The 23,182-nt window shown below is 69.9% G+C and carries 20 protein-coding genes; 3 read left to right on the forward strand and 17 right to left on the reverse strand.

What is annotated here, in order from left to right; all coding sequences use genetic code 11:
- Positions 1-2 precede the first annotated feature (2 nt).
- The 5 genes from BM028_RS15365 to BM028_RS15385 form a co-directional block, all read right to left on the reverse strand.
- Complete coding sequence (locus tag BM028_RS15365; protein ID WP_070418674.1) at positions 3-938, reverse strand: ABC transporter substrate-binding protein; 936 nt, start codon at positions 936-938, stop codon at positions 3-5.
- A complete protein-coding gene (locus tag BM028_RS15370; RefSeq protein WP_070418673.1) occupies positions 935-1,675 on the reverse strand; it encodes an ABC transporter permease in 741 nt (246 codons plus the stop codon). Before BM028_RS15370 ends, BM028_RS15365 begins: the two co-directional genes overlap by 4 nt.
- Positions 1,672-2,394, reverse strand: a complete 723-nt coding sequence (locus tag BM028_RS15375) for an ABC transporter permease (RefSeq protein WP_070418672.1) — start codon at positions 2,392-2,394, stop codon at positions 1,672-1,674. The genes BM028_RS15370 and BM028_RS15375 overlap by 4 nt, the downstream gene beginning before the upstream one ends.
- Positions 2,391-3,260, reverse strand: coding sequence for an ABC transporter ATP-binding protein (locus BM028_RS15380; protein ID WP_092387602.1), 870 nt, complete (start codon positions 3,258-3,260; stop codon positions 2,391-2,393). Before BM028_RS15380 ends, BM028_RS15375 begins: the two co-directional genes overlap by 4 nt.
- A 179-nt stretch (positions 3,261-3,439) precedes the next feature.
- A complete protein-coding gene (locus BM028_RS15385) occupies positions 3,440-4,087 on the reverse strand; it encodes a TetR/AcrR family transcriptional regulator (protein WP_175496097.1) in 648 nt (215 codons plus the stop codon).
- A gap of 145 nt (positions 4,088-4,232) precedes the next feature.
- Between BM028_RS15385 and BM028_RS15390 the strand changes: the two genes are divergently transcribed.
- Positions 4,233-5,297 (forward strand): App1 family protein, encoded by a 1,065-nt coding sequence (locus BM028_RS15390; RefSeq protein ID WP_071294809.1) that lies wholly within the window; start codon positions 4,233-4,235, stop codon positions 5,295-5,297.
- Between the two features lie 55 nt (positions 5,298-5,352).
- Positions 5,353-7,242: a glycoside hydrolase family 15 protein gene (locus tag BM028_RS15395; RefSeq protein ID WP_092387604.1), complete on the forward strand. Its 1,890-nt coding sequence runs from the start codon at positions 5,353-5,355 to the stop codon at positions 7,240-7,242.
- 102 nt (positions 7,243-7,344) lie between these two features.
- Here the strand turns inward: BM028_RS15395 and BM028_RS15400 are convergent, their stop codons facing one another.
- From BM028_RS15400 to BM028_RS15425, 6 genes are all read right to left on the reverse strand, one after another.
- Positions 7,345-8,724 carry a glucose-6-phosphate dehydrogenase gene (locus BM028_RS15400; RefSeq protein ID WP_092387606.1) on the reverse strand — a complete coding sequence of 460 codons (1,380 nt, stop codon included), beginning with the start codon at positions 8,722-8,724 and terminating at the stop codon, positions 7,345-7,347.
- A 199-nt stretch (positions 8,725-8,923) separates the two neighbouring features.
- On the reverse strand, positions 8,924-9,340 hold the full coding sequence (locus BM028_RS15405) for a cytochrome c oxidase subunit 4 (RefSeq protein WP_092387608.1): 417 nt from the start codon (positions 9,338-9,340) through the stop codon (positions 8,924-8,926).
- 4 nt (positions 9,341-9,344) lie between these two features.
- Positions 9,345-11,084 carry an aa3-type cytochrome oxidase subunit I gene (ctaD, locus tag BM028_RS15410; protein WP_070418665.1) on the reverse strand — a complete coding sequence of 580 codons (1,740 nt, stop codon included), beginning with the start codon at positions 11,082-11,084 and terminating at the stop codon, positions 9,345-9,347.
- A gap of 12 nt (positions 11,085-11,096) precedes the next feature.
- Complete coding sequence (ctaC, locus tag BM028_RS15415) at positions 11,097-11,999, reverse strand: aa3-type cytochrome oxidase subunit II (protein ID WP_070418664.1); 903 nt, start codon at positions 11,997-11,999, stop codon at positions 11,097-11,099.
- A gap of 257 nt (positions 12,000-12,256) precedes the next feature.
- Entirely contained in the window at positions 12,257-12,631 is a 375-nt protein-coding gene (locus tag BM028_RS15420) for a HesB/IscA family protein (protein WP_092387612.1), read from the reverse strand.
- 58 nt (positions 12,632-12,689) lie between these two features.
- Positions 12,690-14,117 carry a dipeptidase gene (locus BM028_RS15425; protein WP_092387614.1) on the reverse strand — a complete coding sequence of 476 codons (1,428 nt, stop codon included), beginning with the start codon at positions 14,115-14,117 and terminating at the stop codon, positions 12,690-12,692.
- A gap of 53 nt (positions 14,118-14,170) precedes the next feature.
- On the opposite strand from BM028_RS15425, the gene BM028_RS15430 reads away from it, so the two are divergent.
- Positions 14,171-14,746, forward strand: coding sequence for a DUF3043 domain-containing protein (locus tag BM028_RS15430; protein WP_071294805.1), 576 nt, complete (start codon positions 14,171-14,173; stop codon positions 14,744-14,746).
- A gap of 646 nt (positions 14,747-15,392) precedes the next feature.
- Here BM028_RS15430 and BM028_RS15435 read toward each other — a convergent pair.
- From BM028_RS15435 to dnaE, 6 genes are all read right to left on the reverse strand, one after another.
- A complete protein-coding gene (locus tag BM028_RS15435) occupies positions 15,393-16,469 on the reverse strand; it encodes a quinone-dependent dihydroorotate dehydrogenase (protein WP_092387616.1) in 1,077 nt (358 codons plus the stop codon).
- Positions 16,466-16,963 carry a transcriptional regulator NrdR gene (gene nrdR / locus BM028_RS15440; RefSeq protein ID WP_070418661.1) on the reverse strand — a complete coding sequence of 166 codons (498 nt, stop codon included), beginning with the start codon at positions 16,961-16,963 and terminating at the stop codon, positions 16,466-16,468. Before nrdR ends, BM028_RS15435 begins: the two co-directional genes overlap by 4 nt.
- Positions 16,964-16,975: 12 nt before the next feature.
- On the reverse strand, positions 16,976-18,283 hold the full coding sequence (gene hisD, locus BM028_RS15445; protein WP_092387618.1) for a histidinol dehydrogenase: 1,308 nt from the start codon (positions 18,281-18,283) through the stop codon (positions 16,976-16,978).
- A gap of 95 nt (positions 18,284-18,378) precedes the next feature.
- Positions 18,379-19,236, reverse strand: a complete 858-nt coding sequence (locus BM028_RS15450) for an aminoglycoside phosphotransferase/kinase family protein (protein ID WP_254789627.1) — start codon at positions 19,234-19,236, stop codon at positions 18,379-18,381.
- Complete coding sequence (locus BM028_RS15455) at positions 19,233-19,583, reverse strand: DUF2200 domain-containing protein (RefSeq protein ID WP_092387620.1); 351 nt, start codon at positions 19,581-19,583, stop codon at positions 19,233-19,235. The genes BM028_RS15450 and BM028_RS15455 overlap by 4 nt, the downstream gene beginning before the upstream one ends.
- Before the next feature lie 2 nt (positions 19,584-19,585).
- The gene (dnaE, locus tag BM028_RS15460) at positions 19,586-23,068 is read right to left on the reverse strand and encodes a DNA polymerase III subunit alpha (protein ID WP_070419540.1); all 3,483 of its coding nucleotides are present in this window, start codon (positions 23,066-23,068) and stop codon (positions 19,586-19,588) included.
- Positions 23,069-23,182: the final 114 nt, after the last annotated feature.

The following is a 23,182-nucleotide window of genomic DNA, read 5'->3' on the forward strand; positions in this document are numbered from 1 at the left end:
TGCTACAGCAGGTCGTTGTCCTGCAGGAACGCCTTGGCGACCGAGGCCGCCGACTTCTGGTCGACCGAGTTCTGACGGTTGAGCTCGATGAGCGCGTCGGTCGTGAGGAGCTTGTTCACCTTCTCGATGGCGTCCGCGGCCTTCGAGTCGAGGTCCTTCGACACGATCGGGGTCACGTTGTTCGCCGGCACGAGGTGCTCCGGGTCCTCGAGCGTGACGAGCTTCTCGGTCTTGATCGAGGCGCTGGCGGAGTAGATGTCCGCGACCTGCGAGTCACCGTCCTGGATCGCCTTGATCGTGAGCGGGCCACCGGAGTCGTTCTGCTGGTTGACCTCGCCGGTGATGCCGTACTTCTCCTTGAGGCCCTTCGGACCGTAGGCGGCGGTGGCGAACTCCGGGTTGGCGGCGATCGAGATCGTCCCGCCGATCTTCGAGAGGTCGGCGATGGACTTCAAGCCGTACTTGTCCGCCGTCGCCTGGGTCACCGTGTAGGTGTCGGCGTCCGAGGCGTCGGCCGACGGCAGCGCCTTGACGTCCGACGGCAGGGCCGACTTCAGCGCGGTGTTGATGCCGTCCGTCGTCGTCTCGGTCGTGGTGGACTTGCCGTCCTCCTGCAGGAGGTAGTTGAGCAGGTTGCCGTTGTACTCCGGGAAGACGTTGATGCTCCCCTTCGCGACCTCGGGCCAGTACGCCTTGCGCTGACCGATGTTGAGCTTCTTGGTGACGGTGAAGCCCTCGTGCTCGAGCTCCTGCGCGTAGAGCTCGGCGATGATCTCGTTCGACGGGTACGCCTGCGAGCCGACGACGATGGTCTTGGAGTCCCCACCGCCGGAGCCGGAGGAGAGCGGGTCGCTCGATGAGCAGCCCGCGAGGGCGATGGCGGCCGCGGACGCGACGGCGATCGTCGCGGCGAGACGCCGGGTCGTTGCTGTGATCACGGGTGGGTTCCTTCCACAGGGGTTGATGCTCGTGGTGCTGAGCTGCGGGTGCTCCGACGCGACAGACGCGCCGACCCGGCGGAGACACCCGCGGGGACGGCGAGCCGCTGCAGCGCGGCGAAGACGATCTCGAACGCGATGGCGAGGGCGATCACCAGGAGGGAACCGCCGAGCACCTCCGCGTAGTCCGAGTTGGCGATGCCGGAGAAGGCGTAGCCGCCGAGTCCGCCGGCGTTGATGTAGCCGACGAGGGTCGCGGTGGCGACGACCTGCAACACGGCGGCACGGATGCCGCCGACGATGAGCGGCAGGGCGAGCGGGATCTCGACCTTGCCGAGGATCTGCCACCCGGTCATGCCCTGCGCCTTGGCGGCGTCGATCACGACGCGGTCGATCGCCTCGACGCCGGAGTAGGCGCCGGCGAGCACCGACGGGATCGCGAGGATGACGAGTGCGATGAGCGGCGCCCCGAGTCCGAGGCCGATCGACAGCGCCAGCAGCGTCAGGACGCCGAGGGTCGGCAGCGCACGGATGCCGCCGGAGACGCCCACCGCGATCGAGCGTCCCTTGCCGGTGTGCCCGATCAGCAGGCCGACCGGCACGGCGATCGCGACGGCGATGGCGACCGTGAGCAACGTGATCCACACGTGCTCCCAGAGCCGGACGCCGACGGCGTCGGACCCGACGTTGTTCGCCGGGTCGAAGATCCAGGCGATGCCCTGGGCGAAGAGGTTCATGCGGAGACCTCGTTCGCTCGGACGTCGTCAGCGGCGCGGCGTCGGACGGCACGGGCGTTGCGGCCGCTCCCCCGTGTCCACGGCATCGCGAGCCGACCCACGGCCACGAGCAGCGCGTCGAACACGAGCGCGAGCACGATGGTCAGGACGATGCCCGTGAGGATCTCGGCGCTGATGCCGCGCTTGAGGCCGTCGGTGAGCAGGAACCCGAGGTTCGGCACGCCGATGAGCGCGCCGACCGTGATGAGGCTGATCGTGGACACCGACACCACCCGGATGCCCGCGAGGAGGACCGGACCGGCGAGCGGCAGCTCCACCTTGAAGAACCGCTGTGCGGGCGAGTACCCGAGCGCCTCGGACGCCCCCACGACGTCCTGGTCGACCGCGTCGATGGCGTCGGCGGCGGACCGGGCCATCAGGGCCACGCCGAAGATGGTCATCGCGATCACGACGTTCACCGGGTCGAGGGTGCTCGTGCCGATGATCGCGGGCAGCACCAGGAAGAGGGGCAGCGCCGGGATCGTGTAGAAGAGGCTCGCGACGACGACGATCGTCGAGGCCGTCCCCCGGGCCACGCCGTTGCGCTTCCGCAGGCGCGACACGAGCAGGCCGATCGGGACGGACAGCAGGAAGCTGATGACGATCGGCGGGATCGCCAGCCAGACGTGCGCGATCAGGTTGTCGCTGATCGTGTCCGTGTTGCCGAGGACCCAGTTCACGCGTCGCCCCGCTGGTCCTGCGGCACTGCCTCGGCCGCGTCCACGACCTGCACCGGACCGGTGAGCACACCGGCGGCACGTCCTTCACCGTCGACGACGATCGGCCCCGTCGGCGTCTGCTCGACGCGGAGCGCACGGCGGCCGCGACCGGCGCCGATGAAGTTCGCGACGAAGTCGTCGGCGGGCTCGGCGAGGATCTCGGCGGGGGTGCCGAGCTGGGCGATCTCGCCGCCCTTCTTGAGGATGACGACCTGGTCGCCGAGCTTGAAGGCCTCGTCGATGTCGTGCGTGACGAAGACCACGGTCTTGCCGAGCTCGCGCTGGAGCCTGATGAGCTCGTCCTGCAGGTCGTTCCGCACGAGCGGGTCGACGGCACCGAAGGGCTCGTCCATGAGCAGGATGTTCGGGTCGACCGCGAGTCCGCGGGCGACGCCGACGCGCTGCTGCTGTCCGCCGGAGAGCTGCGAGGGGTACCGGTTCGCGAAGGCACGGTCGAGCCCGACCGTGTCCATGAGTTCGAGGGCGCGCTGGCGCGCATCGGCCTTCGGGACCCCCGTCAGCAGCGGCACCGTGGCGATGTTGTCGACGACCTTGCGGTGCGGCAGCAGCCCGGCGTTCTGCATCACGTAGCCGATGCTGCGGCGGAGCTTGACCGGGTCGACGCCCGCGACGTCCTCCCCGTCGATCTCGACGGCACCTGCGCTGGGGTCGACCATGCGGTTGATCATCCGGAGCAGCGTGGTCTTGCCGCAGCCACTCGACCCGACGAAGACCGTCGTGGTCCTCGAGGGGATGACGAGGCTGAAGTCGTCGACCGCGTTGGTGCCGTCCGGGTAGGTCTTGCGCACCGAGCGGAACTCGATCATGGGTGCCCTTCTGTTCGGAGGTAGCCCGACTCCGAGTGAGAGTACCCGTCGGGTGTGACACCCGTTCAGCCGTGACGGCGTGTGTCGCGTCCCGGACAGCACGTGCGCAGCGTCCGGACGCGACGACGCCCGTCTCTCCTGTTCGGAGGACGGGCGTCGTCGGATTGCCGCTCGGCGTGTCAGGAGGCCGCGATCACCGCTTCGAGGTGCCCGCGGCTCATCGCCCGGTACTCCTCGATCAGTGCGGTCTCGGGGTTCGCCGGGTCACGGTGCGCCCGCGCGAGGACGGCGTGCGACGACTCGGCGAGGACCACCCAGGTCCGCTCGATGCGCTCCCCCGTCGGCACGCCGAACCGCTCGTGCATGATGTGGGCGACGGCGCTCCCCAGTGCCGCCATCCGGTCCTCGGCGTCGCCCGTGCCGGTGTCCGCCGCGTCGCCGAAGCGGATCGCCCGGAACCCCGGCTCGGTGCGGTACATCTCGGCGGTGACGTCGATGAGCGCGTCGCAGGCGGCCTGCCAGGTCGTCGCCTCGCTGGTGTCGAGGGCGGTGATGAACCGCTCGGCCAGGCGCTGGGTGCTCCGGATCGCGAGTGCCTCGACCACGGCGATGCGGTCCGGGAAGTAGCGGTAGACGGTGCCGATGGACGCCCCCGCCCGCTCGGCCACCATCGCGGTGGTCAGGCGCTCGAACCCGATCTCGTCGATCACCGCGGCCGCGGCGTCGAGGAGGCCGGCGAGGCGCGCCGAACTGCGGGCTTGGACCGGCTCGTTCCTGAGCAGTGATGATCCCCCCGGCAGTGCGTTCGATACCTCGGTGACGAGCACGTGTTCTCCTCTTGCGCCGACAGCGCGACTCATGTGGGTGTGACGGTCACAACTGTCGCAGAGACCGGCTGGAATATCGCTGCGACTCTCCCAGTACACGTGTGAGGTCGTACGTGTGCCAGGTCGGACGTGGAATGATGGGGCGATGCCCGACCCGACGCCCCACGAGCCGTCGTTGGCCGAGCCGATCCTCCACCGGGCGGCCCGCATCGAGGACGCCGTCCAGGAGTTCCGCGAGCACCGGGCGCGCCGCCGGGGGCTGGTGCCGACCGTCATCCCGTACACCGGCTACGGCGCACCCGGGTGGGTCCGCGTCCTCTGCCGGGTCCTCCTCACGCGTCGGGGTCTCGCATCCGACGCCTCCTTCTACGGTGTGCGCGGCTGGCGGAGCTTCACGAGCGTCGCGGTCGACGACGCCGAGGTCACGATCACCGCCGGCGGGACCTCGCACGTGGTGCAGTCCGACCGCGGCGGCGTGGTCGACACCATCGTGCCGATCGACCTCGAGCCGGGCTGGCGCACCATCAAGCTGTCCGCCGGGGGCATGCGCGACGTCGAGGCCGACGTCTTCATCGTGCACCCGGACACGCGGTTCGGACTGCTGTCGGACATCGACGACACCGTCATGGTGACCTCGCTCCCCCGCCCGATGCTCGCGGCCTGGAACTCCTTCGTGCTCACGGAGCACGGGCGCCGGCCCGTCCCGGGCATGTCGGTGCTGTACGAACGCGTCCTCGCGCAGCACCCCGGCGCCCCGACGGTCTACCTCTCCACCGGCGCCTGGAACGTCGCGCCGACGCTGCAGCGCTTCCTCAGCCGGAACCTCTACCCCTCCGGCACCCTGCTGCTCACCGACTGGGGTCCCACGCACGACCGGTTCTTCCGCAGCGGCCAGCTCCACAAGCAGCAGAACCTCGAACGACTCGCCCAGGACTTCCCGCACGTGCAGTGGCTCCTCGTCGGCGACGACGGGCAGCACGACGAGTCGCTCTACGGCGAGTTCGCCCGGGCCCACCCCGAGAACGTCGCGGGCGTCGCCATCCGCCAGCTCTCCACGAGCGAGGCCGTCCTCGCCGGTGGGCGGTCCCGCGCCCAGGAACGCTCGCGCGAGTCCTCGGCGCCCTGGGTCTACGCCCCGGACGGCGCCGGCATGTGGTCCGAGCTGGCACGGGTCGGCATCACCCGCGCCGACCCGGACGACCCGGCCTGAGCCATCCCTCAGCAACCACCCCGGCCTCCCGAGGCGGCGGTGGTTGGATCGGCCCATGAGCCCGGCTGACACACCGACCAACCGCATCGAGGACCACGCGCTGATCGGCGACACCTACACCGCCGCGCTCGTCGGGCGCGACGGCACCGTCGACTGGGCGTGCCTGCCCCGCTTCGACAGCCCGTCGACCTTCGCCTCGATCCTCGGCACCGAGGACCACGGGCACTGGACTCTCCGCCCCACGGACCCGGACGCGACCGCGACCCGCCGGTACGACCACGACACGCTCGTGCTCGCGACCGTGTGGACGACGAGCACCGGCGTGGTCGAGGTCACCGAGTTCATGCCGATCGGTGCGCACCGGGCGACGATCGTCCGGCGGGTGCGGGGGCTCCGCGGCAGCGTGGAGCTCCGACAGACGCTGCGCATCCGGTTCGACTACGCCCTCGCACTCCCCTGGGTCCGGCAGATCGGCGGCGACGAGGACCCGGCACTGCTGGCCACGGCGGGACCCGGGTCCGTGATCGTCCGCGGCGTCCGCTTCCGCGCCGACGACCACCGGCACACCGCCACCACCACCGTGCACGACGGCGACGTGCTCGACACCGTCCTCACCTGGTACCCGTCGCACCGCGAGCCGCCGGAGCCCCTCGACGTCGACGAGGCCCTGCACCGCACCGTGCACTGGTGGCGGGACTGGATGGCCACCGCCCGGACCGAGGGCCGGTACGCCGAGGCGGCCCGCCGGTCGCTCCTCCTGCTCCGTGCGATGACCCACGCCGAGACCGGCGGTGTCGTGGCGGCCGCGACGACCAGCCTGCCCGAGGACCCCGGCGGCGAACGCAACTGGGACTACCGCTACGTCTGGCTCCGCGACGCCTCGCTCGCCCTCGCGTCCCTCATCGCGCACGGGTACCGCGACGAGGCGATGCACTGGCGCGGCTGGCTCCTCCGCGCGATCGCCGGCGACCCCGCCGACGTGCAGATCATGTACGGCATCGCCGGGGAGCGCGAGCTCCCCGAACGCGAACTGCCGAACCTGCCCGGGTACGCGGGCTCCACGCCCGTCCGGATCGGCAACGGCGCCTACACGCAGTACCAGGGGGACGTCTTCGGCGAGGTCCTCGCGGCGCTCCACGACGCCCGCGAGCTCGGTGTCGAGGAGAACGCCGACTCGTGGGCACTCCAGCGCGCCCTGCTCGGGTACGTCGAGGAGCACTGGCAGGAGCCCGACAACGGCATCTGGGAGATGCGCGGGCCCCGTCGGCACTTCACGCACTCGCGCGCGATGATCTGGGCGGCGTTCGACCGTGGCGTCGCAGCCGTCGAGGAGTTCGGCCTCGAGGGCCCCGTCGACCGCTGGCGGACTCTCCGCGCCGAGGTGCGCGCCGAGATCGAGGAGCACGGGTGGAACGCCGAGCGTGGCAGCTACCGCCAGCACTACGACACCGACGAGGTCGACGCCAGCCTGCTCGTCCTGCCGCAGATCGGCTACGTGAAGCCCGGTGATCCACGGATGACCGGGACCGTCGCCGCGATCGAGCAGGACCTCCGGACCGGCGACGACGGCCTCGTGCTCCGGTACCGCACCTCGTCCGGCTTCGACGGGCTCTCCGGCAGCGAGCACCCGTTCCTCGCGTGCTCCTTCTGGCTCGTCGAGCAGTACGCCGCCTCCGGGCGCGTGGAGGACGCCGAGCGGCTGATGGACGTGCTCGTCGGGTACGCGAACGACGTCGGCATGCTCTCCGAGGAGATCGACGTCGCGACCGGCCACCACATCGGGAACACTCCGCAAGCGTTGTCGCACCTCACGCTCGTGTCCGCCGCGGACGCGATCGCGCGGGCGCGCGGCACGGCGGCCGGCCACCGGACCCGACTCGCCGTGCACGACGGCGGCACCCGCTCGTGGACCGGAGAGGGCGAGCGGGCCGGCACACCCGCCTGACGCGGTGGTCGTGACCGCAGACGGACGGGAGGCACGGTACCAGCTGGCACCGCGCCTCCCGTCCGTCGTCACCGCCCCATCAGGGCGTCACCGTCACGTCCGTCAGGACGAGGACTCCCAGTCCGCCGGGCCGCGCGACCCCGCGCGGTACTCCTCGAGCGGGACCTCGTCCGCCTTCCAGGCGTCGACGACCGGCTCGACGATCTCCCAGCAGCGCTCGGCCACGTCACCGCGGATCGAGAGCAGCGGGTCGTCGTGGAAGATCCCGTTGAGGACCTCGCCGTAGGGGGTGAGCTCGCCGTCCGCGAAGGAGGACGACAGGGTGACCTGGCCCATCTCGAACGGGTTGCCGCCGCCGTTGGCCGACACCGTCAGCTCGATCTCGTCGGGGTTGAGCACGATGCGGAGCGTGTCCGTCTTCGGCCGACCGGACAGGCCGGAGGGCAGGCGCGTCACGGGCTTGAAGGTGATCAGCACCTCCTTGCGGCTGTTGCCGAGTGCCTTGCCGGAACGGAGCGTGAACGGCACGCCCTTCCAGCGGGCGGTGTCCACCTCGACCGAGATCTCGGCGAGCGTCTCGGTGCCGCGCGACTTGTCGACGCCGTCCTCGTCCTGGTACGACGGCAGCTCCTTGCCGTCGATGGTGCCGGCCGTGTAGACCGCACGACGCGACGCGATCTTCGGGTCGCCGCCCTTGAGCTCGGTCGAACGGAGCACCCGGGCCAGGGACGAGCGGAACTCGACCGCGTCGATGTCTGCCGGGGCGTCCATCGTCACGATGCCGAGGATCTGCAGCAGGTGCGACTGGATCATGTCGACCATCGCGCCGGCCTCGTCGTAGTACTGGGCGCGGTTCTCGAGACCGAGGGTCTCGTCGTAGAAGATGTCGACCTTCTCGATGTTCTCGGCGTTCCAGATCGGCTCGAACAGGCGGTTCGCGAAGCGCAGACCGATGATGTTGAGCACCGTGGTGCGACCGAGGAAGTGGTCGGTGCGGTGCACGCGCTCCTCGGGGACGAGCTTGAGGACCGTCTCGTTGAGGGCCTTCGCGCTGGCGACGTCCGTGCCGAAGGGCTTCTCGAACGCGAGGGTCGTGCCCTCGGGCAGCTCGACCTGCTGGAGCGCCTCGCAGATGTCGGAGGCGATCTGCGGCGGGAGCGCGAAGTAGAGGATCGGCTCGGCGTCGGCGTCGGCCGCGGCGAAGAGCGCCTTGAGGTGCTCGGGGTCGGTCGGGTCACCCTGGATGAACTGCGTCGACGCGAGGGTGGCGTCGACCTCCGGGCCCTTCACGTCCTGCGACGCGAAGGACTTCGTGACGACGTCCTTCCACTGCTCCTCGCTGCGGGCGCTGCGGCCCGTGCCGATGAGCTGGACGGGCACCGCTCGACCGCTCTGCAGGAACGTGCCGAGGCCCGGCAGCAGCAGGCGGGAGGCGAGGTCGCCCGTCGCGCCGAAGATGATGAGAGTGCGCTTGTCGGTCACCGGAGGTGACTCCTTTCGCTGTGGTGGGGGTGGTCCGCTTGAGGCCAAGCCGCGGGCGGACCGGTTGATTCCCGGACGAGCAGGTTCGTTGGTGTGCCTGCGTTCCGGAGGTCGTGCTGCCGTTCCGGTGTGGTGCTGGACGCACTTCGGGCGGCACCGGTGTGGTGCCGCCCGAAGTCAGGTGCGCTGGAGGTCCAGGTCAGTGACCGAAGTTGCCGCGGTAGTACTCGTAGACCCAGCCGACGAGGGTGATCGCCACGCAGGCGAGCCCGATCGGGACGATCCACAGCCCGGCTGCGACACCGAGGAAGCAGAGCGCCGTCGCACCCGCGAGCAGGATGGGCCACCACGACCACGGGCTGAAGTGCCCGAGCTCGGCGTCGCCGTCCTCGATGTTGGCGTCGGGGCGGTCCTCGGGGAGGACCCCGCCCTGGGAGGACATGACCTTGCCGAGGTAGAACGCGATGAACGCGGACATGATCCCGGTGAGGCCGATGGCCACGGTGCCGACCCACTCCGGCCGCCCGTAGTAGAGCAGCGACCAGATGGTGTACGCGGCGTCCGCGAGGATGAAGAACCCGAAGAGGATCCAGAACAGGTTGGTGTTGGCGCGCATCGCCTTACTTCACCTCGCCCTTCGCGGCGTCGTAGGTCGGAGCGTCGGGGGCGTCCTTGGCCGGACCCACACCGATCGGCACACCCGCTTCGGGGTGGTTGAGGTCGAACGCCGGCGACTCCGAACGGATGCGCGGGATCGACGTGAAGTTGTGCCGCGGCGGCGGGCAGCTGGTCGCCCACTCGAGCGAGCGGCCGTAGCCCCACGGGTCGTTCACGGCGACCTTCGGCGCGTTCCGGGCGGTCACGTAGACATTGAAGATGAACGGCAGGAACGAGATCGCGAGGATCATCGAGCCGATCGTCGACAGCTGGTTCATCCAGGTGAACCCGTCGTTCGGCAGGTAGGTCGCGTAGCGACGCGGCATGCCGATGACGCCCAGCCAGTGCTGGATGAGGAACGTCGTGTGGAAGCCGATGAACAGGAGCCAGAAGTGGATCTTGCCGAGGCGCTCGTTGAGCATCTTGCCCGTCCACTTCGGCCACCAGAAGTAGAAGCCGGAGAACATCGCGAACACGACGGTTCCGAAGACCACGTAGTGGAAGTGCGCGACGACGAAGTACGAGTCGGACACGTGGAAGTCGAGCGGCGGCGACGCCAGGATCACACCGGTGAGACCACCGAACGTGAAGGTGATGAGGAAGCCGACGGCCCAGAGCAGTGGCGTCTCGAACGTGACCGAACCGCGCCACATCGTGCCGACCCAGTTGAAGATCTTCACGCCGGTCGGGACCGCGATGAGCATCGTCATGAGCGAGAACCACGGGAGCAGGACGCCACCGGTGACGTACATGTGGTGCGCCCACACGGTGACCGAGAGGGCCGCGATGGCGATGGTCGCGTAGACGAGGGTCTTGTACCCGAAGATCGGCTTGCGGCTGAACACCGGGAAGACCTCGGAGACGATGCCGAAGAACGGCAGCGCGATGATGTACACCTCGGGGTGGCCGAAGAACCAGAAGAGGTGCTGCCAGAGCAGGGCTCCGCCGTTCGCCGGGTTGAAGATCTGCGCGTCGAACACGCGGTCGAGACCGAGGCCGAACAGCGCGGCGGCGAGGACCGGGAAGGCCATCAGCACGAGCAGCGCGGTCACGAGGGTGTTCCACGTGAAGATCGACATGCGGAACATGGTCAGACCCGGGGCACGCATCGTGATGATCGTGGTGATGAAATTCACCGCACCGAGGATCGTCGAGAAGCCGGTCATGCCGAGGCCGAAGACCCAGAGGGTGCCACCGAGCCCTGGTGTGAACGTCGTGTCACTCAGTGGCGCGTAGGCGAACCACCCGAACGACGCGGCGCCCTGCGGGGTGAGGAAGCCGCCGACGGCGATGAGCGAGCCGAACAGGTAGAGCCAGAAGGCGAACCCGTTCAGACGCGGGAAGGCGACGTCCGGCGCACCGATCTGCAGCGGCATGATCGCGTTCGCGAAGCCCGAGAAGAGCGGGGTCGCGAACATCAGCAGCATGATCGTGCCGTGCATCGTGAAGAGCTGGTTGTACTGCTCCTTCGTCGCGACCACGTGCAGGCCGGGCTCGAAGAGCTGGGCACGGATGACGAGCGCCATCACACCCGCGAGCAGGAAGAAGATGAACGAGGCGATCAGGTACATGTACCCGATGGTCTTGTGGTCCGTGGAGGTGATCCACCGGACGATGATGTTGCCCTTCCGGCCGACCTTCGACGCCTGGAAGTCCAGTGTCGTGGTCCCTGCAGCCGGCTGGCCGACGAGTGACGTGGTCATCTGACGGAGCCCCTACTTGTTGTCGCTCGACGCCGTGACGGGCGTCTTGTCGTTGGGTTCGTTCGTGTTGGTGTTGTACTCGTTGCCGAGCAGACCGACCTTGCCCTGCTCCTCGAGCGAGTCGAGGTACTTCTGGTACTCGGCCGGGGTGACGACCTTCACCTGGAAGAGCATGAGCGAGTGGTACTCACCGCACAGCTCCGCGCACTTGCCCTGGTAGGTACCGAGCTTCTGCGGGATGAAGTACTCGTCGTTCGTCTTGCCCGGGAGCATGTCCTTCTTGTAGAGGAAGTCGATGATCCAGAACGAGTGGTCGACGTCGCGGGACGAGAGCTCGATGTGGACCTTCTTGCCCTTGGGCAGGTAGAGGGTCGGGAGCTGCGACTCGTCGATCGCGCCGTTGGCGTTCTCTTCTTCCTGGGCCTGGATGCCCTGGTAGTAGACGCTCTTGGACTTGTCGTCCTCGTTGATGTAGTTGAAGTCCCACGCCCAGCGCTTGCCGTAGACGTGGATCGTCGCGTCGGCGTTCTTGAACGGCTGCTCGATCGCGGCCTGGTCCTTGGCGGTGAAGGCGAAGAAGCCGAGCACGAGGATCAGCGGCACGATCGTGTAGAAGATCTCGAGCGGCATGTTGTAGCGCATCTGCACCGGCAGGCCGGTCTGGCCCTTGCGGCGGCGGTAGACGATCGCTGCCCAGATGATGAGGCCCCACACGATCAGACCGACCGCGAGCAGCACGACCCAGCTGGTGGTCCACAGGCCGACGATGCGGCTCGTGTGGTTGGTGACGTCCTTCGTCTCCTCCGTGCCGGGGAGCCATCCGTTCAGCTGCTGCTGCGTGCAACCAGCCAGTGCGATGACCAGACCGACGGCCACCGGGACGGCCGCCCAACGTATACGGCGATTCGAACGCACTGTTACCTCTCGGAAGAACGTGAAACCGGAGCAGGCCGCGACGTGAAGGTCGCGCATGGCTCGCTCCCAGCTTGGTTGGAACACTCCTAGCTTACTCGCAGCTCGGGACCGCTCGCGCACACGCGACACACCTCGGGCCGCGATCCGCACTCCGTCCGGGCGGGTTTTCCCTGGTCGTGCGGGATGCCACGCCCGGGAGCGAACGAGCGGGGAGCGACCGTGTCGGTCACTCCCCGCTCGTGTCGGGTCGACGGAGATCAGTGGAAGCTGTCACCGCACGCGCAGCTGCCCTGCGCGTTGGGGTTGTCGATCGTGAAGCCCTGCTTCTGGATGGTGTCCTCGAAGTCGATCGAGGCGCCGTCGAGGTACGGGACGCTCATCTTGTCGACGACGACCTCGACGCCGTCGCCGAACTCGGCCGTGGCGTCGCCGTCGAGCAGGCGCTCGTCGAAGTAGAGCTGGTAGATCAGGCCGGAGCACCCGCCGGGCTGGACGGCGAGGCGCAGGCGGAGGTCGTCGCGGCCTTCCTGTTCGAGGAGGCTCGCCACCTTCGCCGCGGCCGCGTCGCTGAGCAGGACGCCGTGCGACGGCGCCTCGGTCGTCGGTGCGTGGTCGGTGATGGTGTCGCTCATCCGCGCGTCTCCCTCCGTGCGGTGTCGTTCACCGCGCTTGGACCGATTGTAAGCACCGTCAGCCGCGAGTCGCGAGACGCGCGAGCAGGATCGTCTCCGATGCGATGGCGCGGTGGAGGACGCCGAGGTGCTGCGACTCGTTCGGGCTGTGCGCGCGGGTGTCCGGGTCCTCGACGCCGGTCACGAGGATCTGCGCCTCCGGGAACTGAGCGGCGAGGTCCGAGACGAACGGGATCGAGCCGCCGATGCCCTGCTCGACGGGCGACTCGCCCCAGCCCTCGGCCATCGCGGTCCGCGCTTCCTGGACGGCCCAACCGGCGGTGTCCACGAGGAACCCGTCTCCGGCGTCCGGCTCGCTGATCTCCATCCGGGCGCCGAAGGGCACGTGCGCCCGCAGGTGCCGTTCGACCGCGGCGTACGCGTCCGTCGCGGCCTGCCCCGGCGCGACCCGCACCGAGACCCGGGCGGAGACCGTCGGCAGCAGGGTGTTCGACGCGTTCGCGACGCTCGGGACGTCCATGCCCGTCACGGTGATCGACGGCTGGAACCACATCCGCGAGAGCACGTCGCCACGGCCGACCGGACGGACACCCGGGAGCAGTGCCGCGTCGGCGGCGAGCTGCTCCTCGGTGCGCTCGGGCACGTCGGCCTCGTACGAGGAGAGGCCCTCGACCGCGACGGCGCCGTCGTCGTCGTGCAGCGAGGCGAGCAGACGGACCATCGGGATCATGGCATCCGGCGCCGCTCCCCCGAACATGCCGCTGTGGCTCGCGTGCTCGAGGGTCGTCAGGGTCAGCTTGAAGGTGACGTTACCGCGCAGGGAGACGGTGATCGACGGGACCTCGGTCGACCAGTTGTCGCTGTCCGCGACGACGATGACGTCGGCGGCGAGGTGCTCCTGCTGCTCGCGGAGGAACGTGCGGAACGACCGCGAGCCGAACTCCTCCTCGCCCTCGATGAACAGGACGACGCCGAGCTCCAGGTCGTCGCCGAACTGCGCGTGCAGCGCCCGGAGCGACGCGATGTGGGTCATCACGCCGGCCTTGTCGTCCGAGGCACCGCGGCCGTACAGGCGGTCGCCACGCAGCGTCGGCTCGAAGGGCGGGGTCTCCCAGAGCGCGTCGTCGCCCTGCGGCTGGACGTCGTGGTGGGCGTAGAGCATCACGGTCGGCTTGCCGTTGCGGGCCGGGCGGACCGCCAGGACCGCGGGCTGACCGAGCTCGTGCGGGTCGGCGTCACTGATCGCCGACCGGATGATCTCGACCTGGTCGTCCGTGAAGACGCCGGTGCTCCGGGCCAGGTCCGCCACGGCACGGGCGCTCGCGAGCACGTTCGACTCGTCGTACGCCGACCACGACACCGACGGGATCCGCACCAGGTCGGACAGGTCGGCGATCGTCGAGGGCAGCGATCCCTGCACGTGTTCGCGGAGGGCGTCGAGGAGTGCGGGGTCGGTGGCGGCGGCGTGCTGGTCGGTGTCGGTCATGTCCCGTAATCTAGAGGACGATCCAGCACGCAGACCGCAGTCAGGAACGCATCGTGGCGAAGGCAGCCCCCAAGACCAACACGACCGTCAACCCGTCCGAGGCCGAGCTCCTCGAACAGGGGAAGGGCCGTCCGACGCCGACCCGTCGCGAGCGCGAGGCGGCGAACCGCCGTCCCATCGTCGGCGGCTCCGCCGAGGACAAGAAGGCGGCTCGTGCACGACTCACGAACGAGCGCGAGAAGGCCCGCGTCGGCATGGCCAACGGCGAGGAGCGCTACCTCCCCGCGAAGGACAAGGGCGAGCAGCGCAAGTTCGTGCGTGACTGGATCGACGCCCGCTGGAACGTCGGCGAGATCATGATGCCGGTGCTCGTGCTGTTCCTCATCGTCGGGTTCGCCGCGTCGCAGACCGTGATCGCGTCGTACTCGCTGCTGCTCGTGTGGGCGTTCGTGGCGCTCTTCGTGCTCGACTGCATCGTGCTCTGGCTGTCGTTCCGCAAGAAGCTGACGGCCAAGTTCGGCTCGATGCAGCGCGGGACGTTCCTCTACATCCTCACGCGGGCGTGGCAGCTGCGCTTCCTGCGCCTGCCGAAGCCGCAGGTCAGGCGCGGGCAGTACCCCACCGTCTGATCGCTCCCCATCGCAGCGCCGTCCGGTCCGCCGGGCGGCGCTGCGTCGTTCCCGGCGCCCGGCCCGGCCCCCGCCGGCCCTCGCCGTCCCCCGCGGTCCCGCCGGCCCCGCCGTCCCCGGCGGCCCCGCCGGCCCCGCCGGCCCCGCCGAGCGGGCAGTATCCGTCACGCTCGCGGGCGCCGCACGGCACATTCCGCCCGCTCGCCGAACGCGAGCGGCGCGTCCCGCCCGCTCGCCGGACTACCGACCAACTGCCGGGGCACGCGCCGACCACCCACCGGACTGGAGGCGCGGTGCGGCCCCGACCCGCGCCTCCCGTCCGTCAGGTGCTCGACGCGGCCATGCGACCCGCGCGATACGCATCGGCGAGGTCGCGAGAAGTGCCGCTCCGCGGCGCGCGCGACGGCGCATTGCGCGACCTCGCCACAGCACACGCGGCGTGTCGTGCGACCTCGACGACGGACACCCGGACCCGACGACGGACGCCTAAACCCGGACCCGCGACCCCGGCCGGTCACGACTCGCCGCGTACGACTCGCCGAGCGGGCAGAACGCACCGCCACCACGCGTCGAGCGTGACGTACTTCGCCCGCCCGGCGACGCGCACGCGACGCCAGCGCGCCCGCTCGGCGACGCGCGCGCGACGTCAGCGCGCCGCGCGCCCCGACCGCCGCCGCCGGAGCCGGTTGATCCGCGTCGCCCAGGTCGGCCCCTCGTAGAGGAACGCCGTGTAGCCCTGCACCAGGGTCGCCCCGGCGTCGATGCGGTCCTGCACGTCCTGCTCGGTCGTGACGCCGCCGACCGCGATCACGCAGAAGTCCGACGGCACCGCGGCCCGGACCCGCCGCAGGACCTCGAGCGACCGAGCAGCGACCGGTGCACCGGACAGACCGCCGGCACCCATCGCCTCGACGTCCACAGCCGGCGTGCGGAGTCCCGAGCGGGAGATCGTGGTGTTGTTCGCGATGACACCGGCCAGCCCGAGGGAGACGGCGAGCCCGGCGATCGCGTCGATCTGCTCATCAGTGAGGTCCGGCGCGATCTTCACCAGCACCGGCACCCTGCCGGCGGCGTCGCGCACGGCGGTGAGCAGCGGGCGGAGCTGGTCGAGCTCCTGCAGACCGCGCAGCCCGGGCGTGTTCGGCGAGCTGACGTTGACCGCGAGGTAGTCCGCGAACGGCGCGAGCCTGCGCGTCGACTCGAGGTAGTCGTCGACGGCGTCCTCGACGGCGACGACCCGGCTCTTGCCGATGTTCACGCCGATGACGGGTCGCCCGGGGTTGCGGCGGGCACGCTCCAACCGCCGTGCTGCTGCGGCGGCACCGTGGTTGTTGAAGCCCATGCGGTTGATGAGGGCGCGGTCGGGGATGAGCCGGAAGAGCCGCGGGCGCTCGTTGCCGGGCTGCGGCTTGGCGGTGATGGTGCCGACCTCGACGTGCCCGAACCCGAGGACACCGAGTCCGGCGATCCCCCGGGCGTCCTTGTCGAACCCGGCGGCCAAGCCGAAGCGCGACGGGAAGTGGATCCCCATGGTCGTCACGCCGTCGGCGGCGGACGGCCGCGAGTAGCGCTCGACGAGCCGTCCGACGACGGGCACGTGCGGCAGCCACTTGATCACCGCGAACGCGATGTGGTGCGCGCGCTCGGGGTCCATGTTGGCGAACACCGAGCGGAACACGACGGAGTACCCGCCGCGGACGATCCGTTCCGCGATGCCACTCACGCGCCGGCCCCGGCCGGGGACGAGCCGGCGACCGGGTCGGCCGCGCCGTGGTGGTCGCGGCGGAGCTGGCCGATGGCGTCCTCGAAGTCCTCGAGCGAGTCGAAGGCCTGGTAGACGCTCGCGAACCGGAGGTAGGCGACCTCGTCGAGCTCGCGGAGCGGCGCGAGGATCGCGAGCCCGATGTCGTTCGCGTCGATCTGGCTCGACCCCGAGGACCGCACGGTCTCCTCGACGCGCTGCGCGAGGATCGCCAGGTCGCCGTCGGTCACCGGGCGTCCCTGGCAGGCCTTGCGCACGCCGGACACGATCTTGTCGCGGCTGAACGGCTCGGTCACCCCGTTGCGCTTCACCACGTTGAGCGAAGCGGTCTCGGTGGTCGAGAAACGGCGGCCGCAGTTCGGGCACTGACGACGGCGACGGATGGAGGTTCCGTCGTCGCTCGTCCGGGAGTCGACGACGCGGGAGTCCGGGTGGCGGCAGAAGGGGCAGAACATGTCGACCCCAGGCTACCGGTTCGTGCGCTCCGTCACGGCGGCGCCGTGCGCGGGGAGCTGCTCCTCGGTCGCGAGGGCGACGATGTGCGGCGCGACCTCGGCGAGGGCCCCGGGCGAGTAGCGGATGACCTGCTGCGGGCGGAGGAACGTCGACGCGGACAGCCCGGAGCCGAAGCGCGCCTGCCCGCCGGTCGGCAGGACGTGGTTGGACCCGGCCAGGTAGTCGCCGAGGCTGACGGGCGTGCTCGGCCCGACGAACACCGCGCCCGCGGCGTCGATGTCGGCGAGGACCGCGTCGTCGTCGGCGGTCTGGATCTCGAGGTGCTCCGGCCCGTAGGCGTTGCTCACGGTCGCCGCGTCGGCGAGCGAGTCCACGAGCACGATCGCGGACTGCGGTCCGTCCAGGGCGACCTGGAGGCGCGACGCGGTCCCGACACGCGCAGCACGTTCCGGGATGGCCGCCTCCACCGCGTCGGCGAACGCCGCCGACGTCGTCACCAGCACGCTGCCGGCCTGCTCGTCGTGCTCGGCCTGGCTGATGAGGTCGGCGGCCACGTACCCGGGGTCCGCGGTGTCGTCGGCGATCACGAGGATCTCCGTCGCGCCGGCCTCGGCGTCGATGCCGACGACACCGCGCACGAGGCGCTTGGCCGCTGCGACGTAGTTGTTGCCGGGCCCCGTGACGAGGTCGACGGGCTCGAGGCCGATCGACGGGACGCCGTACGCCAGCGCACCGACGGCTCCGGCGCCGCCCATGGCGTAGACCTCGTCGATGCCGAGCAGGCCGGCCGCCGCGAGGATCGTCGGGTGCACCGCTCCCCCGTGGTCACGCTGCGGGGGCGACACGAGCGCGATCGACCGCACGCCGGCGACCTGGGCGGGGACGACGTTCATGACGACGCTCGACGGGTACACCGCCTTGCCACCGGGCACGTAGAGGCCCACGCGGCGCATCGGCTGCCACCGCTGGTGCACCTCGGCGCCGTCGGCCAGGGTGGTCACGGACGCGGTGGGCACCTGGGCCGCACTCGCTGCCCGGACCCGGCGGATGGCCTCGTCGAGCGCTTCCCGGAGTTCGGGCGTGAGGCCGGCGACGGCCGCGGCGATCTCGGCAGCGGGGACCCGCACGTGCTCGGGCGCTCCCCCGTCGAACCGTTCGGCCTGGTCGTGCAGCGCCGACGCCCCGTGCTCGCGGACGGCGTCGACGAGCTCGCGGGCGGCGTCCACCGCGTGCGAGACGTCACCGGCGGCGCGCGGCATGAGTCGGAGGAGTTCGGCACGGTCGGGGAGGCCGCCACGGAGGTCGATTCGCTGCATCATCAGGTGGTCAAGCCTACCGAGCGCGGACGGGGGGTCGGTGGCGGACCGGCACCGCGCCTCCTGGCCCGCGCTGACGGGGCCCGGGGCCCGCGTCGTCAGGCCAGCGCGTCGACGACGGGGCGGTGTCGGGCGGCGGCTGCCGCGTCCCAGGCGCCGAGCAGGTGGAGCGTCGCGATGCGGAACGCGAGCGCGCGGACGAGCAGTTGGTCCCACTCCGCGACGTCGGCACCGAGCGCGCCGAGCTGCGCGACCGGGACGCCGTGCCAGCACACGGCGTCCACCGCGGCGACGGCCGCGCCGAACCCGGCGGGTCGCCAGGACGGCGGCCAGTCGATGACGGCGGGGACGGCGGGGACGGCGCCCTCGGCGGCATCGGCGGCATCGGCGAAGAGGACGTTGCCGAGCAGGTCGCCGTGGACGAGCTGCGACCGTGCTCGGACGGGCCGGAAGGCCGCGGCGAGGCGGTCGAGCGTGGGGTCGTCCGGCAGGCGCGCTGCTCCCCAGGCCATCCGGTCGGCGCGGCCCCACGGGTCCTCGGGGCGCGGCGTGGACGGGGCGAGGAACGCGGGGCGGTCGAGGTGTGCGATCGCTCGGTGGAAGGCGTTCCCGACGCGGATGACGTCGGCGACCCGGGTCTCGTCGGCGCGGCCGGGCAGCCACTCCCAGGCCTCCCATGAGCCGGCGCGCCAGGGTCCGTCCCGCCGGGCGCCGGCGTGCCAGGGTCCGTCGACCGTCCGGACGGGTCGAGGTGTGCGGAACGTCGAGGTGTGCGCCAGTTCGGCGAGGACGCCCGCCCGCCAGTCCGTCACCGTCGCACCGTCGTGCGGTCGGAGGACGACGTCGCCGGCGCGCCAGGTCAGCCCGCGCCCGCCCGCGAGCCGTTCGAGCCGCTGGTCGCCCACGCCGAAGGCACGCAGGGTGCCGGCGTCCGGACCGCCCGCCACGGTGTTCACGCGGTCCGGAGCACCTTCGACATCGGACGACCCTTCGCGACCTCGTCGACGAGCTTGTCCAGGTACCGGATCTGCCGCATGAGCGGGTCGTCGAGTTCCTCGATCCGGACGCCGCAGATCACGCCGGTGATGAGCGGTGCGTTCGGATGGAGGTGCGCGGCCGCGAAGAAGTCCTCGAACGTGGTCTCGTCGGCGAGGTGCTTCTCGAGCGCGGCGTCGTCGAACCCCGTGAGCCACTCGATCACCGCGTCGAGCTCGGCCTTGGTGTGCCCCTTGCGCTCCACCTTCGCGAGGTAGTGCGGGTACACCGCCGCGAACGGCGTGCCGAAGATGCGGTGCCCGGCCATCGTCAGACCAGGCAGCGCGGCCCGAGCAGGCTCTTCAGCTCGCCGAAGAGGTCGGGCGTCAGGTTCACCGGGAACGGCAGCTCGAACGTGCGGGCGACGTCGTCCTTGATGAGCTTCAACCGGACCTCGGTCTCGCCGCTGTGCCGACCGAGGACGGCGGCGAGTTCGGTCACCGTCGTGGTCGTCGCCTGCCGCTCGGGCAGGCTCAACGTGAGCGGCCCGGACCCCATGGCGTCGCCGACGTTCGGCTGGAACATGCTCACCGCGTGCAGGGCCTTGCCGTCGTCGCGCACGTTGACACGGCCGCGCAGGACCACGATCGAGTCGGCGACGAGCGACGGCCCGAACTCCTGGTAGGTCTTGCCCAGGAACATCACGCCGATCTGGCCGCCGAAGTCCTCGATGTCGACGATGCCGTACGGGTTGCCGCTGGACTTCGCCACCCGGTGCTGCACGCTCGTCAAGAGCCCCGCGACGGTGACCGTCTCACCCTCGACCGAGTCGTCGGCCGCGATGAGGTCGGCGATGGTGATCGACTGGTGCTTCGCCAGCTCGATCTCGAGCCCGGCGAGCGGGTGGTCGGAGACGTACAGGCCGAGCATGTCCCGTTCGAACGCGAGCTTGTCGCGCTTGGACCACTCCGGACGGTCGGGCACCTGGGACACGACGGCTGCCGACGGCTGTTCCTCGGCGACCTCGGCGAAGAGCGAGTCGAAGTCGAACCCGACGTTGCCGTGGGCCTCGTCGCGCTTGACCTTCACCGCACCCTCGACGGCGCCCTCGTGGATCTCGACGAGCGCCCGCCGGGAATCGCCGAACTCGTCGAACGCACCGGCCTTGATGAGCGACTCGACCGTGCGCTTGTTCGCCGACGAGATCGGGATCTTGCGGAGGAAGTCGTGGAAGGACTCGAACGCGCCCTTCTCGGTGCGGGCCTGGACGATGTCGTCGACGACGTTGAAGCCGACGTTGCGGATCGCGCCCATGCCGAAGCGGATGTCCTCGCCGACGGCGGCGAAGAAGCCGATCGACTCGTTGACGTCCGGCGGCATGACCTTGATGCCCATCCGGCGGCACTCGTTGAGGTACAGCGCGAGCTTGTCGCGGGCGTCGCCGACGCTCGTCAGCAGGGCCGCCATGTACTCGGCCGGGTAGTGCGCCTTGAGGTAGGCGGTCCAGAACGACACCACGCCGTACGCCGCCGAGTGCGCCTTGTTGAACGCGTAGTCGGAGAACGGCAGCAGGATGTCCCAGAGGGTCTTGATGGCAGCGGCCGAGTAGCCGTTGTCCTGCATGCCCTTCTCGAAGCCGGCGTACTGCTTGTCCAGCTCGGACTTCTTCTTCTTGCCCATCGCGCGGCGGAGGATGTCCGCTTGGCCGAGCGAGAACCCGGCCACCTTCTGCGCGATGGCCATGACCTGCTCCTGGTAGATGATCAGGCCGTAGGTCGTGCCGATGATGTCCTGCAGGGGCTCTTCGAGCTCCGGGTGGATCGGCGTGATCGGCTGCTCGCCGTTCTTGCGGAGCGCGTAGTTCGTGTGCGAGTTCGCACCCATGGGGCCCGGACGGTACAGGGCGATGAGCGCGGAGATGTCCTCGAAGTTGTCGGGCTTCATCAGGCGCAGCAGCCCGCGCATCGGCCCGCCGTCGAGCTGGAACACGCCGAGGGTGTCACCACGCTGCAGGAGCGCGTACGCCTCGGGGTCCTCGAGCCCCATGTTCTCGAGGTCGAGCTCGATCCCACGGTTCGTCTTGATGTTGTCGAGGGCGTCACTGATGATCGTGAGGTTGCGGAGCCCCAGGAAGTCCATCTTGATCAGGCCGAGCGACTCCGCTGCCGGGTAGTCGAACTGCGTGACGATCTGGCCGTCCTGCTCGCGCTTCATCACGGGGATGATGTCGATCAGCGGATCGCTCGACATGATGACGCCGGCGGCGTGCACGCCCCACTGGCGCTTCAGCCCCTCGAGCCCGAGGGCGGTGTCGAACACCGTCTTCGCCTCGGGATCGGTCTCGACGACCGTGCGGACGTCCACGGCTTCCTTGTAGCGCGGGTGGTCCTTGTCGAAGATCCCGGTGAGCGGGATGTCCTTGCCCATCACGGGCGGCGGCATCGCCTTGGTGAGCTTCTCGCCCATGCCGAAGGGGAAGCCCAGCACGCGCGAGGAGTCCTTGAGCGCCTGCTTCGCCTTGATCGTGCCGTACGTGACGATCTGCGCGACGCGCGCCGACCCGTACTTCTCGGTGACGTACTTGATCGCCTCACCGCGGCGCCGGTCGTCGAAGTCGACGTCGAAGTCGGGCATCGAGACACGGTCCGGGTTGAGGAAGCGCTCGAAGATCAGGCCGTGCCGGATCGGGTCGAGGTCGGTGATGCGCATCGCGTACGCCACCATCGAGCCGGCACCGGAACCACGGCCGGGACCGACGCGGATGCCGTTGTTCTTCGACCAGTTGATGAAGTCGGCGACCACGAGGAAGTACCCCGGGAAGCCCATCTGGTTGATGATGCCGACCTCGTAGTCGGCGCGTTCCTGGACCTCGCGCGTGATGCCGTCGGGGTACCGGTACTCGAGGCCCTTGGCCACCTCTTTCTCGAACCACGAGTGCTCGGTCTCCCCCTCGGGCACGGGGAACTTCGGCATGTAGTTGGCCGCGGTGTCGAACTCGACGTTGCACCGCTCGGCGATGAGCAGCGTGTTGTCGCAGGCCTCGGGGTTGTCGCGGAAGAGGTGCCGCATCTGCTGCGGGGTCTTCAGGTAGAACTCGTCGGCGTCGAACTTGAAGCGGTTCGGGTCGTTCAGGGTCGAGCCGGACTGCACGCACAGCAGGGCCGCGTGCGACTTGGCGTCGTGCGAATGCGTGTAGTGCAGGTCGTTCGTGCCGACCAGCGGGATGTCGAGGTCCTTCGCCAGCCGGATCAGGTCGCTCATGATCCGACGTTCGATCTCGAGCCCGTGGTCCATGACCTCGGCGAAGTAGTTCTCCTTGCCGAAGATGTCGCGGTAGTCCGCCGCGGCCTTGACGGCTTCGTCGTACTGGCCGAGCCGCAGCCGGGTCTGGATCTCCCCCGAGGGGCAGCCCGTCGTGGCGATGATGCCCTCGTGGTACTCCTCGAGCAGCTCGATGTCCATGCGGGGCTTGAAGTAGTACCCCTCGATCGACGCCTTGCTCGAGAGCCGGAACAGGTTGTGCATGCCCGTCGTGTTCTCGGCGAACATCGTCATGTGCGTGTACGCGCCGGAGCCGGACACGTCGTCGCCGCCGCCGTCACCCCAGCGCACACGGGTCTTGTCCGTCCGGTGGGTGCGCGGCGTGATGTACGCCTCGGTCCCGATGATCGGCTTGACACCGCCGGCCTTGGCGGCCTTCCAGAACTCGAACGCGCCGAACATGTTGCCGTGGTCGGTCACGGCAACGGCGGGCATGCCCTGCGCGGCGGTCTCGGCCACGAGGTCGCCGAGCCTGGCGGCGCCGTCGAGCATCGAGTACTCACTGTGCACGTGCAGGTGGACGAAGGAGTCGGAATCCGACACGGAACCTCCGGTTCGCGGGAGCTGCTGCGGTCTGGGAACAGCCTAACCGCGACCGGGGACAAA

The organism is Curtobacterium sp. YR515, assembly GCF_900113095.1.
Lineage (GTDB): Bacteria > Actinomycetota > Actinomycetes > Actinomycetales > Microbacteriaceae > Curtobacterium.

Excerpts from the sequence above, each read along its gene's own strand:
- BM028_RS15370 (WP_070418673.1), bottom strand. The coding sequence starts at position 1,675 with ATGAACCTCTTCGCCCAGGGCATCGCCTGGATCTTCGACCCGGCGAAC.
- BM028_RS15380 (WP_092387602.1), bottom strand. The coding sequence starts at position 3,260 with ATGATCGAGTTCCGCTCGGTGCGCAAGACCTACCCGGACGGCACCAAC.
- BM028_RS15390 (WP_071294809.1), top strand. The coding sequence starts at position 4,233 with ATGCCCGACCCGACGCCCCACGAGCCGTCGTTGGCCGAGCCGATCCTC.
- BM028_RS15395 (WP_092387604.1), top strand. The coding sequence starts at position 5,353 with ATGAGCCCGGCTGACACACCGACCAACCGCATCGAGGACCACGCGCTG.
- BM028_RS15405 (WP_092387608.1), bottom strand. The coding sequence starts at position 9,340 with ATGCGCGCCAACACCAACCTGTTCTGGATCCTCTTCGGGTTCTTCATC.
- ctaD (WP_070418665.1), bottom strand. The coding sequence starts at position 11,084 with ATGACCACGTCACTCGTCGGCCAGCCGGCTGCAGGGACCACGACACTG.
- BM028_RS15420 (WP_092387612.1), bottom strand. The coding sequence starts at position 12,631 with ATGAGCGACACCATCACCGACCACGCACCGACGACCGAGGCGCCGTCG.
- BM028_RS15425 (WP_092387614.1), bottom strand. The coding sequence starts at position 14,117 with ATGACCGACACCGACCAGCACGCCGCCGCCACCGACCCCGCACTCCTC.
- nrdR (WP_070418661.1), bottom strand. The coding sequence starts at position 16,963 with ATGTTCTGCCCCTTCTGCCGCCACCCGGACTCCCGCGTCGTCGACTCC.
- hisD (WP_092387618.1), bottom strand. The coding sequence starts at position 18,283 with ATGATGCAGCGAATCGACCTCCGTGGCGGCCTCCCCGACCGTGCCGAA.
- BM028_RS15455 (WP_092387620.1), bottom strand. The coding sequence starts at position 19,583 with ATGGCCGGGCACCGCATCTTCGGCACGCCGTTCGCGGCGGTGTACCCG.
- dnaE (WP_070419540.1), bottom strand. The coding sequence starts at position 23,068 with ATGCTCGACGGCGCCGCCAGGCTCGGCGACCTCGTGGCCGAGACCGCC.